Annotated in this window: 14 protein-coding genes and 1 pseudogene; 12 read left to right on the top strand and 3 right to left on the bottom strand. The window is 71.6% G+C overall.

Annotation, left to right across the window (positions count from 1 at the left end):
* Positions 1-31: 31 nt before the first annotated feature.
* Positions 32-1,075, top strand: a complete 1,044-nt coding sequence (locus L3078_RS38685; protein ID WP_239758821.1) for a DUF2510 domain-containing protein — start codon at positions 32-34, stop codon at positions 1,073-1,075.
* A 339-nt stretch (positions 1,076-1,414) separates the two neighbouring features.
* On the opposite strand, the gene L3078_RS38680 is transcribed toward L3078_RS38685, so the two are convergent.
* On the bottom strand, positions 1,415-2,029 hold the full coding sequence (locus tag L3078_RS38680; RefSeq protein WP_239758819.1) for a TetR/AcrR family transcriptional regulator: 615 nt from the start codon (positions 2,027-2,029) through the stop codon (positions 1,415-1,417).
* A 253-nt stretch (positions 2,030-2,282) separates the two neighbouring features.
* Here L3078_RS38680 and L3078_RS38675 point away from each other — a divergent pair, with 253 nt between their 5' ends.
* On the top strand, positions 2,283-3,083 hold the full coding sequence (locus L3078_RS38675; protein ID WP_239758817.1) for a phosphatase PAP2 family protein: 801 nt from the start codon (positions 2,283-2,285) through the stop codon (positions 3,081-3,083).
* Complete coding sequence (locus L3078_RS38670) at positions 3,080-4,069, top strand: DMT family protein (protein WP_239758816.1); 990 nt, start codon at positions 3,080-3,082, stop codon at positions 4,067-4,069. The genes L3078_RS38675 and L3078_RS38670 overlap by 4 nt, the downstream gene beginning before the upstream one ends.
* A gap of 221 nt (positions 4,070-4,290) precedes the next feature.
* On the opposite strand, the gene L3078_RS38665 is transcribed toward L3078_RS38670, so the two are convergent.
* The gene (locus L3078_RS38665; RefSeq protein ID WP_239758814.1) at positions 4,291-6,342 is read right to left on the bottom strand and encodes a phosphocholine-specific phospholipase C; all 2,052 of its coding nucleotides are present in this window, start codon (positions 6,340-6,342) and stop codon (positions 4,291-4,293) included.
* Between the two features lie 295 nt (positions 6,343-6,637).
* Here L3078_RS38665 and L3078_RS38660 point away from each other — a divergent pair, with 295 nt between their 5' ends.
* The 7 genes and pseudogenes from L3078_RS38660 to L3078_RS38630 all read left to right on the top strand — a co-directional run bounded on the left by L3078_RS38660 (position 6,638) and on the right by L3078_RS38630 (position 12,455).
* On the top strand, positions 6,638-7,702 hold the full coding sequence (locus tag L3078_RS38660; RefSeq protein WP_239758812.1) for an aromatic ring-hydroxylating oxygenase subunit alpha: 1,065 nt from the start codon (positions 6,638-6,640) through the stop codon (positions 7,700-7,702).
* On the top strand, positions 7,699-7,881 hold the full coding sequence (locus tag L3078_RS38655) for a hypothetical protein (protein WP_239758810.1): 183 nt from the start codon (positions 7,699-7,701) through the stop codon (positions 7,879-7,881). Before L3078_RS38660 ends, L3078_RS38655 begins: the two co-directional genes overlap by 4 nt.
* Entirely contained in the window at positions 7,878-8,843 is a 966-nt protein-coding gene (locus L3078_RS38650; protein WP_239758809.1) for a PDR/VanB family oxidoreductase, read from the top strand. Before L3078_RS38655 ends, L3078_RS38650 begins: the two co-directional genes overlap by 4 nt.
* Before the next feature lie 263 nt (positions 8,844-9,106).
* Entirely contained in the window at positions 9,107-10,090 is a 984-nt protein-coding gene (locus L3078_RS38645) for an ABC transporter substrate-binding protein (protein ID WP_239758808.1), read from the top strand.
* Positions 10,087-10,860 carry an ABC transporter permease gene (locus L3078_RS38640; RefSeq protein WP_239758807.1) on the top strand — a complete coding sequence of 258 codons (774 nt, stop codon included), beginning with the start codon at positions 10,087-10,089 and terminating at the stop codon, positions 10,858-10,860. Before L3078_RS38645 ends, L3078_RS38640 begins: the two co-directional genes overlap by 4 nt.
* On the top strand, positions 10,857-11,633 hold the full coding sequence (locus L3078_RS38635; RefSeq protein WP_239758805.1) for an ABC transporter permease: 777 nt from the start codon (positions 10,857-10,859) through the stop codon (positions 11,631-11,633). The genes L3078_RS38640 and L3078_RS38635 overlap by 4 nt, the downstream gene beginning before the upstream one ends.
* Before the next feature lie 26 nt (positions 11,634-11,659).
* Positions 11,660-12,455 (top strand): annotated as a pseudogene (locus L3078_RS38630) (ABC transporter ATP-binding protein).
* Positions 12,456-12,507: 52 nt separating this feature from the next.
* Here the strand turns inward: L3078_RS38630 and L3078_RS38625 are convergent.
* Entirely contained in the window at positions 12,508-13,191 is a 684-nt protein-coding gene (locus L3078_RS38625; protein ID WP_239758803.1) for an MmyB family transcriptional regulator, read from the bottom strand.
* A 274-nt stretch (positions 13,192-13,465) separates the two neighbouring features.
* Here L3078_RS38625 and L3078_RS38620 point away from each other — a divergent pair, with 274 nt between their 5' ends.
* Together L3078_RS38620 and L3078_RS38615 are read left to right on the top strand one after the other, a co-directional pair.
* Positions 13,466-14,122: a helix-turn-helix domain-containing protein gene (locus tag L3078_RS38620; protein ID WP_239758801.1), complete on the top strand. Its 657-nt coding sequence runs from the start codon at positions 13,466-13,468 to the stop codon at positions 14,120-14,122.
* A 31-nt stretch (positions 14,123-14,153) separates the two neighbouring features.
* Positions 14,154-14,684, top strand: coding sequence for a toxin-antitoxin system, toxin component (locus L3078_RS38615; RefSeq protein ID WP_239758799.1), 531 nt, complete (start codon positions 14,154-14,156; stop codon positions 14,682-14,684).
* Positions 14,685-14,728: the final 44 nt, after the last annotated feature.

The raw sequence follows: 14,728 nt of genomic DNA, 5'->3' as shown, positions 1-14,728 counted from the left end.
GGTTTTCACTCCGGCCTCATACGGTTGCCCCATGACGCAGGTGACTCCTCCCGGCTGGTACCCCGACCCGGGGCAGACAAGTGACGCGCCCGCCACCGAACGCTGGTGGGACGGCAAGGCGTGGACGGACCAGGTCCGCCCCGTCGGCTCGGCCGCCGCGGGGTTCGGTCCGCCGGCCTACCCGCCGGGGGCCGGCCCCTATCCGCAGGGGCCCGGCGGCCACCCCGGATACCCCGGGTACCCCGGATACCCGGCCCCGGCTCCCACCCCCAAGCGCGGCCTGCGCGTCGGGATAGCCGTCGCCGTGGCCGCCGCGGTGCTGGCCAGCATCGGGGTGGGCGTGTACGCGCTGACCAGCAACGACGGTGGCAGCGAGGGCAGTACGACCTCCCAGGGGCCCGGCGGGCAGAACGGCGGGCCCGGTGACGACGGCGGCCAGGGCGGCAACTCCGGTGGCCAGGGCGGCCCCGGCGGCTCGGGTGGTTCCGGTGGTCGGACGCCCGGGCCGGACGGGTCGGGGCAGCCGCCGCAGGAGGACGGGTACGCCACCGACACGACCAGCGGCATCAGCATCCCCGTGCCCGAGGGCTGGGTCACCTCACCGCTGCAGGTCGGCGCCCAGGTGACGACCGAGGCGTCGTACGACTGCCCGGCCGACCCCTCCAAGACCTGCACGCGCGGCGGCGCGTACTCCACACCCGCCGAGTTGCTCAAGCTCAAGGCAACGACAGCCGAGGCGGCCGCCAAGGAGGACATCGCCCAGAACGCCGAGGACGCCTACGGCAGCGAGGGCTACGGGAAGATCACCTCGCACGAGGAGCTGGCCTCCAAGGCGGTGACCGTGGCCGGCGAGAAGGGGTACTACGTCCGCTGGAAGGTGGTCACGGGCAAGGGCGACGACGGCTATGTCGAGTCCCTCGCCTTCCCCTCCCCGGCCGACTCCTCGCGGCTCGTCGTGGTCCGCTTCGGCATCGACGTGAGCGACAAGGCGCCCAAGCAGTCGGTCATCGACGAGATCACCAAGGGCATCAAGAAGGCGTCGATCAGCGGGGGCGGCAGCGGCCAGGAGGTGTGAGGCGGGGTGCGGCCGCGGGGCGGTGGCGGGGCGGCGTGCGGCCTCGGGGCGGCGGCAGCCGTAGGCGGTGGCGGCCGTGAGGCCAGCCGCGCCCGCCCGCATGAACCGTCGGCCGTCGACGCGATCGGCCGGCACTGGATCCGCCAGCACTGCGACGCGATCCGCCCGCACTGCGACGTGATCGGCCCGCACAAAAGGTCGGTCAGACAAGTCGGCCGGGTGGGGTTCCTCTCCGCTCCAGAGGAATCCCACCCGGCCGGGGTTACGCGCCGCCCCCGTCCCCACGGTGCGGCGCGATCAGGTCGTCGTCCGGTCGACTCACGGACGGCGGCCTGAGCCTTATGAGAGGCCGAGCGTCGGCAGCACGGCCGCCTCCATGAACTTGGTGATGTACGTCTCGTCCGCGTCCTGGCCCTCCAGGACCGGCCGGGCCCGCAGGACGCCGAAGATCTGCGCCGGGACGAACTCCAGCGCCGGGTGGTCCGCGGGGACCTCGCCGCGCGCCACCCCACGGGCGATCATCGCCCGCAGCGCGTCGATCTCCGGCTCCACCAGCGCGTCACGCAGGGCCGCCTTCAACTCCTCGTCCTGCACGACGGCATGGCCGAGGGCCTGGAACAGCCGCCCCTCAAGAACGTAGCCCTCTCCCGCCTGCCTGGCCACCTCGCGCAGGTCGCCGGCGAGAGTGCCGGTGTCGATCCCCGCGAAGCGGACACTGCGGCGCGCGCGCAGCGCGGCCGCCACGAACTGCGGCTTCGTCCGCCACTGCCGGTAGAGCGTCGACTTGCTGCACCGCGTGCTCGCGGCGACGCCCTCCATGGTCACCGAGTCGTAACCGCACTCACGGATCTGTTCGAGCACAGCGTCGAAGAACTCCAGCTCGCGCTCGGGCGTGAGCTTGGAGCGGCGCGAGGCGGCGGCCGTCTCCGGCCCCTCCGCTGCCTGCGACGTCATGACTCGTGTCTCCTTCGGTCGTCCCCATGCCGAAAGGCCTGTCGAAACGCCACTGTACCGGAACGGCTCCGTATCGGTACAGTGGCGTATCGATACCCCCTCGTTTCGGTACGGGAACGTATCGGTACACTCTCGTATCGGTACCAGCACGTATCGGTACTACGGCGTGTCGATCGTCGTGGGGATCGTCGTGTCGATCTTTGTGCCGCCAAGGGAACCAGCGCCACCAGCGCCGTCAGTGAAAGGGCCGGGGATGGAATGCCGCACCGCGCCTGCGCGAGAGCCGGCCGCCGCGATACCGCGGCCGCCCCTCGTCCGTGAGTTCCTGCTCGTCGCAGGGCTCTTCCTCGTCTACAAGTTCGGCCGGCTGCTGGCCAACGGGCACACCGCCGAGGCCTTCCGCAACGCCCACGACGTGTGGAGCTGGGAGCGCGCCCTCGGCCTGCCGGGCGAGGGTTCCGTGCAGGCCGCGCTGCTGCACGGCGACACGCTGATCCACGTCGCGAACGTCTACTACGCCACCGTCCACTTCCCCGCCACCGCGGCCTTCCTGGTCTGGCTGTACCTGCGGCGCCCCGGGCACTACGTCTGGGCGCGGCGGGTCCTCGCCGCGCTCACCGCCGCCGCGCTGCTGCTGCACCTCGCGTTCCCGCTGGCCCCGCCGCGGATGCTGGACGGCGCGCACCTCCTCGACACCGGGCAGGTGTACGGGCCGTCGGTGTATTCGGCGGCGCCGGCGACCGACTCGCTGGCGAACCAGTTCGCGGCGATGCCCTCGCTGCACTTCGGCTGGGCCCTGATGGTCGCGGTCGGCCTGATCGCCGCGACCCGCTCCCGTTGGCGCCTGCTGTGGCTGCTGCACCCGCTGGTGACCCTGGTGGTGATCGTCGGCACCGCGAACCACTACTGGCTGGACGCGATCGTGGCGGGCGCGCTGCTGGCCGTCGTCCTCGCCGTGGTCCCGCTCCCGCACCGGACGGCCACGGCCGCCGGGCAAAACTCCGCAACCCTCGTTCCGGTCGAGGAACCCGTCCTGGTGGGAGCGGCCCGATGAACGCCACCCTCGTCGCCGTCGCCCTGTCGCTGGTCTCCGCCGTGGCCTACGCGGCCGCCGCCGTGGCCCAGGAGCGGCTCGCCTCGCGCAGCGCCGGCTCGGGCGTGGGGCGGATGCTCGCCAGCGGCGCCTGGTGGAGTTCGGTCGCGCTCAACGCGGGCGCCGCGCTGCTGCACGTCGTCGCCCTCAAGTACGGCCCCCTCACGGTCGTGCAGCCGCTGGGCGCGCTCACGCTGGTGGCCGCGGTGCCGCTCGGGGCGCGGGTGGCGGGGCGCCGGGTCACCTCGACGGAGTGGCGGGGCACCGCGCTCACGCTGGCCGGTCTCGCCGCGATCCTGGTCGTCGCGTCCGGGTCCGCGCCGGACGACGTACTGAGTCTTCCGGAGGCCGTCGCCGTGGCCGGCGCGACCGTCGCCCTGGTCGGACTGCTGTCGCGGCCCGGCGCCAAGCCCGGGCTGCGCCACGCGGGTGCCTCGGGCATGACCTCGGGTGTCGCCTCCGCGCTCACCCAGACCGTCACGGTCGCGGCGACGGACCGATCGGGGTCGCTCCTCGACGTGGAGGTCGTCGTGGTGGCCCTGCTGGTGGCCGCGTTCGCCGTGGGCGGGCTGCTGCTCTCCCAGACGGCGTACCAAGGGGGCCTCGGCGCCCCCCTCGCGGTCGTGACCCTGGCGAACCCGCTGACCGCCGCCGTGATCGGCCTCTCCCTCCTCGGGGAGGGCCTGCGGGGTGGGGTGGCGGGGGCGCTGCTCGCGGGGGCGGGGGCCGTGGTGGCGGCGCGGGGTGTGGTGCTGCTGACCCGGGTGACCCCCGAGGCCGTGATCCGGCCCACGGACCCCGACCGGCCGGTGAGTCCCGCCCCCGTGCCCGAGGACCACCCCGTGGCGGCGGTCCTGGCCCTGGAGCCCCACCACGCCCCGACAGAACCGTCCTTGCTACCGCGCCACCCGCGCACCCCGACACCGGGGCACCTCACCGCCCTCTGAACCAAGACGGCAAGGCACGCCCCAGCACTCACAGGCCACCGCGCGCCCACACCGGGGTTGGCCCGGCCCTGCGGGCCTGAAAAGCACGGGGCGCAGCCCCTGCTTTTCAGGGGCGCGGGGAACTGCGCGATCAGCCACATCCGGCCGCTCGCCGCCCGCTCACAGCCCCCACCGAGCTCTCAGGCGCCCCAAGCCTCAGGCACGCCGAGCCCCCACGCGCCCTACCTGACCCCCAGCGCCGGATCGCTCACCCCGGCCCGTCCGTTCTCCACGTGTCCGGCGAACCTCCGGAGGAAGCCCTTCTCGCCGGTCACCGTCAGGTCGTACCAGCGGCGGCTGGACCGGAGTTCCACGACCTGCCGGACGGTCGCCCCGGCCCGCACCCGGACCGTACGGGCCCGGCCGCCGTACGCGCTCGCGACCTTCAGGCTGACCGCGGCGGAACCCTTGTTGGTGAAGGTGAGTTCCACGTCGTCGCCGACGTGGCGCGCGGTGACCTCGGGCCCGCCCCCGACCGTCCGCCCCGGCCCCGCGAAGACCCGTAGGAAACCGTTCGGCCCGTGGACCGTCAGGTCGTACGAGCCGCCGGAGACCGCGGAGTCCCAGGTGTCCGACACGGTCCGGCCCGCCTCGGTGGTGTACGTCCACGGCCCGTCCGTACGGTTGCCGGACGTGACGAGGAACGCCGCGCCGGCCTTGCCGCCGGAGGCGAACGTCAGGGTGAGGGTCCCGGCCTTCGGATCGGCCGAACCGTCCACCCGGGGCGCGTACTTCAGCGGCCGGGCGGGCCGCAGCCCCCGTTCCTGCCGGGGCATGCTCGGGTCCGCCGGCACGGTCGGCCGGTAGTCGGGGTGCCGCTCTCGGTCCGGCGGCTCGTACGCGTCGGTGTCCGGCAGCGCCGCGGGCCGGGTGTCCTTGCGGGAGAAGTCGAACGCGGAGGTCAGGTCACCGCAGACGGCCCGCCGCCACGGCGAGATGTTGGGCTCGCGCACCCCGAACCGCCGCTCCATGAACTGCAGGATCGAGGTGTGGTCGAGGGTCTCCGAGCAGACGTAACCGCCCTTGCTCCAGGGGGAGACGACCAGCATCGGCACGCGCGGGCCGAGGCCGTAGGGCCCGGCGACCCGGTTGGCGTCGCCCTTGTAGAGGTCGAGGGACACGTCTACGGTCGACTTGCCGTGGGCCGCGCCGCGCGGCGGCAGCGGCGGCACGAGGTGGTCGAAGAAGCCGTCGTTCTCGTCGTAGGTGATGAAGAGGGCTGTCTTCGCCCAGACCGCCGGGTTGGACGTCAGCGCGTCGAGGACCTGGGAGATGTACCAGGCGCCGTAGTTCGAGGGCCAGTTGGAGTGCTCGGAGAAGGCCTCGGGCGCGGCGATCCAGGAGATCTGCGGCAGCTTCCCCGCCTTGACGTCGGCCTTCAGCAGGTCGAAGTAGCCGTCGCCGGCCTTGGCGTTCGTACCGGTGCGCGCCTTGTCGTACCAGGGGTCGCCCGGCTTGGCGTTGCGGTACTTGTTGAAGTAGAGCAGCGAGTTGTCGCCGTAGTTGCCCCGGTAGGCGTCGGCTATCCAGCCCCAGGAGCCGGCCGCGTCCAGGCCGTCGCCGATGTCCTGGTAGATCTTCCAGGAGATCCCGGCGGCTTCGAGGCGTTCGGGGTAGGTGGTCCAGTCGTAGCCCAGCTCGTCGTTGCCGAGGACGGGGCCGCCGCCCTTGCCGTCGTTGCCCGTGTACCCCGTCCACATGTAGTAGCGGTTGGGGTCGGTCGAGCCGATGAACGAGCAGTGGTAGGCGTCGCAGACGGTGAAGGTGTCGGCGAGGGCGTAGTGGAACGGGATGTCCTCACGCGTCAGGTACGCCATCGTCGTGGTGCCCTTGGCCGGCACCCACTTGTCGTACTTGCCGCCGTTGTAGGCGGCGTGCCCGTCCGGCCAGCCGTGCGGCAGGCCCTCCAGGAACTGCATGCCGAGATCGTCGGCCTCGGGGTGGAACGGCAGCACGTCCTTCGTGCCGTCCGACTGGTGCCACACGCTCCTGCCGTTGTCCAGCGTCACCGGATGCGGGTCGCCGAAGCCCCGTACGCCTCTCAGCGAGCCGAAGTAGTGGTCGAAGGACCGGTTCTCCTGCATGAGGACGACGATGTGCTCAACGTCCTCGATGGTGCCGGAACCATGGTGCGCGGGCAGCGCCGCGGCCCGCTCGATACTGGCCGACAGTGCGCTGAACGCCGTCGTGGCGCCCGCGACTTGGAGGAATCGCCGCCGGTTGACTTCAGGCATGGGTGAAAGACCTCTTGTCCTGACGTGGTGCGTCGGATGTGACCTGCGCGCAAGGAATGGTCCAAGAGGAACGAACGCCGGGGAAGGGTCCGTGGCGCGGGTGTGACGCGCCGGGGGCCGCCGCGCGAACAGCGCCGGGCGGGCGTGCCACGGCCGGGCAAAGCCGTACGCGGCGGCCCTTCCGTCTGACGGAAGCGGTCTTGCCCGGGTCCTGGCCCGCTCAGGAATGTGGTGGCACGCGGGGTGACGTGGCCCCGCTCACAGGGTTCTCAGGGTTCTCAGGGACGGGATCGCCATGCCTCACATGACCGCCTTCGCCAGGAATCAGTGGTACGTCGCCGCCTACGCCGAAGAGGTCGGGCGGGAGCTGCTGGGTCGGACGATCCTCGGTGAGCCGCTCGTGTTCTACCGGACGGAGGAGGAGGGGACGCCGGTCGCGCTGCACGACCGGTGTGTGCACCGCCGGTACCCGCTGTCGAAGAGCGGGCTGGACGGGGATCGGATCGTGTGCGGCTACCACGGCTTCACGTACGACACGACCGGCGCCTGCGTGTACGTGCCGGGGCAGAAGCGGATCCCCCGGACGGCTCGGGTCGCCTCCTACCCGGTGGTCGAGCAGGACTCGCTGATCTGGGTGTGGATAGGCGACCCGGCGCTCGCCGACCCGCAGACCATCCCGCGCGCCAAGCACCTGGCCGCCCCCGGCTGGACGACCGTGCGCGGCATGGAGCCGATCGACGCCGACTACGGCCTCCTCGTCGACAACCTGCTCGACCTGTCCCACGAGACGTATCTGCACGGCGGCTACATCGGCACCCCCGAGGTCGCCGAGACGCCGATCACCACCGAGGTCGACGAGGGCGCGGGCGTGGTGCGGGTGAGTCGGCACATGGACGACGCGGAGTGCCCCCCGTTCTACGCGAAGTCGACCGGCATCGAGGGCCGCATCACCCGCTGGCAGGACATCGAGTACTTCGCGCCCTGCCTGTATCTGCTGCACAGCCGGATCGCGCCCGTGGGCGTGCTCCCCGAGGCGGACGGCAGCGACCCGAACGGCTTCCACACCGAGATCACCTACGCGATCACCCCGTCCACGGACGGCAAGGTCTACGACTTCTGGATGGTCTCCCGGGACTGGGCGACCGACGACGACGAGGTCACCGAGTTCCTCAAGGGCAACAACCACACGGTCGTCATGCAGGACGTCGTCGCGCTGAACCTGCTCCAGGAGACGCTGGGCTCCGAGCGCACCGGCTACCAGGAGCTGAGCATCAACATCGACACCGGTGGTCTGGCCGCCCGCCGCATCCTCGCCCGGCTGGTCGAGCAGGGCGAGAAGCCGGTGGAGAAGGTCCAGTGACCACGTCGCCCGGGTTCCGGACCGGGGAGGTCTACCGCATCGCCTGGCTGCCGGGCACGGACATCCTGCACGGCACCTGTCACTGCGGGCGCGAGCACACCGCGCAGGACCCCATCGAGATGTGGGAGTGGATGCTCGCCCACCCGCAAGGACACGAGCCGCAAGGAAACAGCACATGACCTCGTCCTCCACCGCATCCTCCACCTCGTCCGTCTACGAGGCCGAACTCGTCGTCGACAGCCGGGAGTTCGCCGCCGACGGCGTTCTCGCCCTCACCCTGCGGCATCCGCTGGGCGAGGAGCTCCCGGTGTGGGAGCCGGGCGCGCACATCGATGTGCTGCTCGGTCCCGAGCTGGAGCGGCAGTACTCCCTGTGCGGCGACCCGGCGGACCGGCACACCTGGCGGATCGGGGTGCTGCGGGAGCCCGACGGGCGCGGCGGATCGGCGTACGTGCACACGGAGTTGGCGCGGGGCGACAAGGTCCGGGTGCGCGGGCCGCGGAACAACTTCGCGCTGGAGCCGGTGCCCCGCTACCGCTTCGTGGCCGGCGGCATCGGCATCACGCCCATCCTGCCGATGCTGGCCGCCGCCGAGGCGGCCGGCGCGGAGTGGTCACTGCTGTACGGCGGACGCAGCCGTGCGTCCATGGCGTTCCGGGAGGAGTTGGCCGCGTACGGGGACCGGGTGACGGTCGCCCCGCAGGACGAGACCGGGCTGCTCGACCTCGGGTCCGTGCTGGACGGGCTGCCCGAGGACACCCTCGTCTACTGCTGCGGTCCCGGCGCGTTGCTCGACGCCGTCGAGGAGCGGTGCCCGGGGACGTCGCTCCGGGTCGAGCGGTTCCGGCCGAAGGAGCAGGAGACCGGCCCGGACGGCGAGTTCGAGGTCGTGCTGGAGCGGTCGGGGAAGACCGTCACGGTTCCCGTCGGGGTCTCCGTGCTCGACACCGTGCGGGCCGCCGGGGTCGAGGTGCTGTACTCCTGCGCCGAGGGCACGTGCGGCACCTGCGAGACGGACGTCCTGGAGGGCACCCCGGACCACCGTGACTCGGTGCTCAGCGAGGACGAGCGCGCGGCCGGGGAGACCATGCTCATCTGTGTGTCCCGCTGCCAGGGGTCACGGCTGGTGCTCGACCTGTAGTGGCGGTGGCGCGGGCCGGGCGCGAGCCGTGACCCCCGGCGTCGGCCCGGCCCGGCCGGGGCACCCCGGCTCAGGCCTCACAAAGTGCGGTCGCCGGCCGCGCCGCACCGCTCGGGATCGAGCAGCGACTGTCAACCGCCGTGCGCAGCACGGCCATTGACCCGCAACCGACGGCGTTCTACCTTCCCGCTGAGCACTTCTGTGCGGTGTGCGCACAGCATGTCGAGGTAACCCGTCGAAGCGCGGTTCCATCAGGGGGAGTCATGCGTCGTCTGCTCATCGGCCTCGCGGCCGGGATCTTATGCACCGCCGCGACCGGCTGCGGTTCGTCCGACTCCGGCTCGTCGGACTCCGGTTCGGACGGCGGAGGTTCGGCGTCCGGCGGCACCACCACCCTCAAGCTCGGTGTCATCCCCATCATCGACGTCGCTCCCCTGTACCTGGGTGAGAAGAAGGGCTTCTACGGCGAGCGCGGGCTGAAGCTGGAGCCCACGCTCGCCCAGGGCGGGGCGGCGATCGTGCCCGGTGTCGTCTCCGGCCAGTTCGACTTCGGCTTCAGCAACATGACCTCCCTGCTGGTCGCCCGGTCCAAGAACATGCCGGTCGAGGCCGTGGTGAACGGGGTCGCCTCCACCGGGAAGGCGGGCGCCGACTTCGCGGAGATCGCCGTCCCGAAGGGCAGCCCCCTGAAGTCCGCCAAGGACCTGGAGGGGAAGAAGGTCGCGGCGAACACCCTCGGCAACATCTGCGACACCTCGGTCAACGAGTCGGTCCGCAAGGACGGCGGCGACCCGTCGAAGGTCGAGTACGTGGAGATGCCCTTCGACCAGATGCCGGCGGCCCTGTCCAAAGGGCAGGTCGACGCGGCCTGTGTGGTGGAGCCCGCGCTCGCCACCATCAAGTCCCAGGGCGGCACGGTCCTCGCGTCGAACTTCGTCGACGTGTCCCCCGACCTCACCGTGGCCATGTACTTCACCTCCCAGGAGTACGCGCGGAAGAACCCGGAGTTGGTGAAGAAGTTCCAGGAGGCCACGGCCGAGTCGCTGGCGTACGCCGACGAACACCCCGACGAGGTACGGGAGATCATCACCACGTACACGAAGATTCCCGAGAGCCTGCTGGAGACGGTCGTCCTGCCCCGCTGGCCCGCCGAGCCGGACCGGGCGTCGATCGAGCGGCTGGCCGAACTGGGGCAGCGCGACGGCCTGTTCGAGAAGTCCCCGGACCTGGACGAGCTGCTGCCGTGAGGGGTTCCCACGCCGTCCTCGGCGCGGCGGGCCTCGCCGGATTCCTCGCCCTGTGGGAGGCGGTCCCGCGGCTCGGCGTCGTCGAGGACGACTTCCTGCCGCCGGTCAGCCGGGTCGCGGGCGCGCTCGGCACCGAGTTCGCCGACGGAACTTTCTGGACGGCGCTCGGCGACACCCTCACCGGCTGGGCGGTGGGGCTGCTGATCGCCGTCACGGCCGGGATCGCGGTGGGGGTCGTCATCGCCGTCGTGCCGTATCTGCGCGAGGCGACGTCCTCCACGATCGAGTTCCTGCGCCCGATCCCCTCGGTCGCCCTGATCCCCCTCGCGGTCCTGCTGTACGGCACCGAGCTGCGGTCGGTGCTGCTGCTGGTGGTCTACGCGTCCTTCTGGCAGATCCTCATCCAGACGCTGTACGGCGTCCAGGACGTCGACCCGGTCGCGGAGGAGACCGCCCGCTCCTACGGCCTCGGCACCTGGGCGCGGATCCGCCATGTGCTGTGGCCCACCGCCCTGCCGTACGTCATGACGGGCGTCCGGCTGGCCGCCGCCGTGGCCCTCATCCTCGCCGTGACCGCCGAACTGGTCATCGGCGCACCGGGGTTGGGGCAGCGCATCGCGGTCGCGCAGACCTCGCAGGCGGTGCCGGAGATGTACGCCCTGGTGGTGGTCACCGGACTGCTGGGGCTGCTGATCAACGTGGGGGCGCGGACGGTGGAGCGGCGGGCGCTGGCCTGGCACCAGTCGGTGCGCGGGGAGGTGGCGGTGTGAGCCGTGTCCTGCTCCGGCTGCTGTTCGTCGTCGCCCTCCCCCTCGTCCTGGTCGCCGTGTGGTGGCTCGCGTCGGACGACAGCACCGATGTGTACTGGCCGCCGCTGCGCACGATCCTCGACACCTTCCCGGACGTCTGGACGGCCGAGCGGCTGCGCGCCGACGTCCTGCCGAGCCTGCTGCGGCTGACCGCCGGTTACGCCCTGGCGGCGGTCGTCGGTGTGGCGCTCGGCACGGTCATCGGCTCCTACCGGCGGGTGCGGGCGGTCTGCGAACCGGTCCTGGAGTTCCTGCGGGCGGTGCCGCCGCCGGTGCTCGTCCCGGTCATCATGCTGTTCGCGGGCATCGGCGACACGATGAAGATCGCCGTGATCGCGAGCGGCTGCGTCTGGCCGGTCCTGCTCAACACGGTCGAGGGCGTGCGCGCGGTGGACTCGGTGATGGCGGAGACGGCCCGGTCGTACGGCATCACGGGCGCGGCGCGGCTGCGGCACGTCGTGCTGCGTTCGGCGAGCCCGCAGATCTTCGCGGGGCTGCGCCAGGCGCTGTCCGTCGGCATCATCCTGATGGTCATCAGCGAGATGACCGCGTCCAGCAACGGACTGGGCCACACCATCGTCCAGTTCCAGCGCGGTTTCGCGATCCCCGACATGTGGACCGGCATCCTCGTCCTCGGTCTGCTGGGGTTCATGCTGTCCGTCGTCTTCCGGCTGGTCGAGCGGCGCGTGCTCGGCTGGTACCACGGTCTGCGCGCGTCCTCCCGGCGGTCGTAGTGGAACTCGAGAAGGGGCGGCAGGCGATGCACGCCTTGCTTGACGTGGCGGGCCTGAAGAAGGTCTACGAGGGTGCGGGGCGACGGGTGGAGGCGGTGCGGGACCTCACCTTCACCGTCGACCGGGGTGAACTGGTCTGTCTGGTGGGCCCGTCGGGCTGCGGCAAGACGACCCTGCTGAAGTGCGTGGCCGGGCTGCTGCGGCCGACGGCGGGTGAAGTCCGTCTGGGGGGACGGCCGGTGGAGGGGCCACCGCCGGGCATGGCGGTCGTCTTCCAGGAGTACGGGCGCAGTCTCTTCCCCTGGATGCGGGTCCGCGACAACGTCGAACTGCCGCTCAAGCAGAAGAGGTTCGGCAGGGAGCGGCGGCGCGGGCTGGTGGACGACGCGCTCGCCTCGGTCGGTCTGTCCGACGCCGCGGGCGCGTACCCGTGGCAGTTGTCCGGGGGCATGCAGCAGCGCGTGGCCATCGCCCGCGCGCTGGCGTACGAGCCGGAGATCCTGCTGATGGACGAGCCGTTCGCGGCGGTCGACGCCCAGACCCGTGCCGAGCTGGAGGACCTGGTACGGGTGCTGTGGCGGGAGCGGGGGATCACGATCCTCTTCGTCACCCACGACATCGACGAAGCCGTCTACCTGGGCGAGCGTGTCCTGGTGCTTTCCGCCCCCCCCCACGGTCGTCCAGGAGCGGCTGACGATCGATCTCCCGGCGGAGCGCGACCAGTTGCACACGCGGGTGGCACCGCGCTTCGCGGAACTGCGCACCCAGGTGTACGAGCAGATCCAGGCGGCCAAACGGGGGGTCGTCGTGGACAAGGGTTGACCTCCGGCGCCGTCGGCGACCTGAACGCCGGCGGCGCCGGAGGGGGTGTCCCTCACCTCTCGGGGGAGGGCACCACGCTCAGGTGGGTCGATGCGGCGCGGCGGGGCCGGCGGGCCCTGCGGGCGGGGTCGGTCGGGCGGCCCACTTCGCGCAGGACGAGGGTCATCCGGTGGTAGCCGAGGTCGTGGAGGGCGTCGGGGCTCTCGCCGACGACCCGGCAGAGGGTGGCGCCCCAGCGCGGATCGGGGTGGACCACGGGGCGCACGGCGCCGTCGTGCCGGCCGGCGCCGGGGCCGACGGTGCGCAGCCAGTGCGGCAGTCCGTGGCGGTAGGCGGCGTCCATGATGGGGTCCTGGGCGATCTCGCGGCGGATGGACTGCAGGCCCCGGTCCTGGGGGTGGCGTTCCACGGCGGCGGCGAAGTGGGCGAGCATCGGCAGGCACCAGCTGGACTCGTGGTCACCGAGGACGGTGGCGGCGTCCGGGTGGAAGAGCACGAAGCGGAGGAAGTTGTCGTCCGGCATGGCCGTCGGGTGGGGTCCCACGCCGGTGAAGAGCGCCCGGAACGCGGCGTTGCTCAGGACGACGTCCCAGCGGTGGTCGAGGACGACGGACGGGAACAGGACGGAATCCAGCAGTACGGCGTAGTCCTGGAGGTATGCCTGTGCTTCCTGGGCTTCGAGAGTGTCGGGGACGGGCCGCGGTACCGACCGCTGCCCTCCTGCCTGATATGCCATCGGGAGGTCACCCCTCTTGCCTATGCGGCCTTCACGCGGCTCCTTGATCCTCCTGCCCTGGACGGAGGCGTGTCAACTATCGTGGCATTCGGCGACGGTTGACGGCTGAATCTCGCCACAGTTGTGGCGAGACCTGGATGTGAGTTCGACCGAACCGCTAGTCTCCCCGCAGTTCACGGTGTACTTGCCGGGACCAGGGTCTCGCGCCAGGCTTGGATCCACGGATTCCGCAGTACCGCGAAATTGGCCTGAGAGAGACGTAGGAGATCTGTCGGTGACGGATGGCTTCGAGGTTCCGGACGCCGCGGCGACGGTTCTGCTGCCGGCCGTCGTGGCCCGTGTCACCGCGCTGGCGGACAAGTTGCGCGTGGGGCACGCGGAGGTCTTCGACACCCGGCGGCTCTCGGTGGCGTCGGGTGTGCCGGAGCCGGTCGTGAAGGCCCTGCTGAGCGGCCGGCGCGCCGGTGAGCCGGACGTCCAGGCCCGCTTTCTGCAACGCCTCGACCTGCTGCGACGCACCCGGCTCAAGCCCAACGGCCGCAAGTACACCCAGCAGGAGATCGCCGACGGCGCGGGCATGTCGCGCCAGCAGGCGGGTGCCCTGATCAACGGGGACCGGCGTCCCACGATGGAGCACTGCGACGCCATCCAGCGCTTCTTCAGAGTGCACGCCGGTTTCCTCACCGCCGAGGATCCCGAGGCGCTGGCGAGCGCCCTGATGCGGACCGAGCAGGAGCTCCTCCAGCAGCTCGCCGACCGCGAGCGGGCGGCGGCCGAGGCCGCGGACGACCCTCTGCAGCGGCTGCTCCAGAACCACGGTGTGCGTTCCATCGCCTGGCGGGCGGCGCAGCTGCCCACCGACCAGCACCGCGACAAGGTCGCGGAGTGGTTGGACATGCTGCTGGAGAGCGTCAAGCGGCCCGAGTCCTGACCGGGGGAGATCTGTGGGCATCGGAAAGGAAATGCGCCGCCTGTGCGGCGAGTTGGTCGGCGAACTCACCCTGCCGGCACCGGCGGACCCCGCCGACCTCTACAGCGCCCTGTGCGACGCCATGAGCAGACGCCGCGGCCGCCCCGTCCACTACCGCACCGCCGCCTTCCCGCCCGGTACGGCCAGTGGGCTGTGGCTGGACATGGCCGAACAGGACCTGGTCGTCATCGAGGAACGCACCGCACCCGACCACCAGTTGGTGATCCTCGGCCACGAGCTGTGGCACATGCAGGCGGGGCACTGCGGTCAGCACGTGGACGGTGCCGCCGTCGCCGCGCGCTTATTGAGCCAGGACGCCGATCTGCGGGAGACCGTGCTGCGAGTCGCCGCCCGGACCCGCTTCGACCTGTCCGACGAACAGGACGCCGAGAGCTTCGGACTGCTGCTGGCCAGCAAGTGCCGTACCTGGCTGGCCGGTTCGGCGCTGCGCGGGCCGGTGCGCCGCGATCACCTGGCGGGCCGTATCGGCGCCTCGCTCGGCTACCGCGGGCCGCAGGGCTGAGCGGCCCCGGAACGCCGAGACGCCGAGACCGAGAACACCGAAGC

The sequence above is a fragment of the Streptomyces deccanensis genome (assembly GCF_022385335.1).
In the GTDB taxonomy this organism is placed as follows: domain Bacteria; phylum Actinomycetota; class Actinomycetes; order Streptomycetales; family Streptomycetaceae; genus Streptomyces; species Streptomyces deccanensis.
The sequence above is the reverse complement of the archived record's forward strand: the minus strand, read 5'-3'. Positions and strand labels throughout refer to the sequence as shown.

What these genes read in the sequence shown, in the direction of transcription:
- L3078_RS38685 (WP_239758821.1), top strand. Translation starts at nt 32, where the DNA reads ATGACGCAGGTGACTCCTCCCGGCTGGTACCCCGACCCGGGGCAGACA.
- L3078_RS38680 (WP_239758819.1), bottom strand. Translation starts at nt 2,029, where the DNA reads ATGACGTCGCAGGCAGCGGAGGGGCCGGAGACGGCCGCCGCCTCGCGC.
- L3078_RS38675 (WP_239758817.1), top strand. Translation starts at nt 2,283, where the DNA reads ATGGAATGCCGCACCGCGCCTGCGCGAGAGCCGGCCGCCGCGATACCG.
- L3078_RS38670 (WP_239758816.1), top strand. Translation starts at nt 3,080, where the DNA reads ATGAACGCCACCCTCGTCGCCGTCGCCCTGTCGCTGGTCTCCGCCGTG.
- L3078_RS38665 (WP_239758814.1), bottom strand. Translation starts at nt 6,342, where the DNA reads ATGCCTGAAGTCAACCGGCGGCGATTCCTCCAAGTCGCGGGCGCCACG.
- L3078_RS38660 (WP_239758812.1), top strand. Translation starts at nt 6,638, where the DNA reads ATGCCTCACATGACCGCCTTCGCCAGGAATCAGTGGTACGTCGCCGCC.
- L3078_RS38650 (WP_239758809.1), top strand. Translation starts at nt 7,878, where the DNA reads ATGACCTCGTCCTCCACCGCATCCTCCACCTCGTCCGTCTACGAGGCC.
- L3078_RS38645 (WP_239758808.1), top strand. Translation starts at nt 9,107, where the DNA reads ATGCGTCGTCTGCTCATCGGCCTCGCGGCCGGGATCTTATGCACCGCC.
- L3078_RS38625 (WP_239758803.1), bottom strand. Translation starts at nt 13,191, where the DNA reads ATGGCATATCAGGCAGGAGGGCAGCGGTCGGTACCGCGGCCCGTCCCC.
- L3078_RS38615 (WP_239758799.1), top strand. Translation starts at nt 14,154, where the DNA reads ATGCGCCGCCTGTGCGGCGAGTTGGTCGGCGAACTCACCCTGCCGGCA.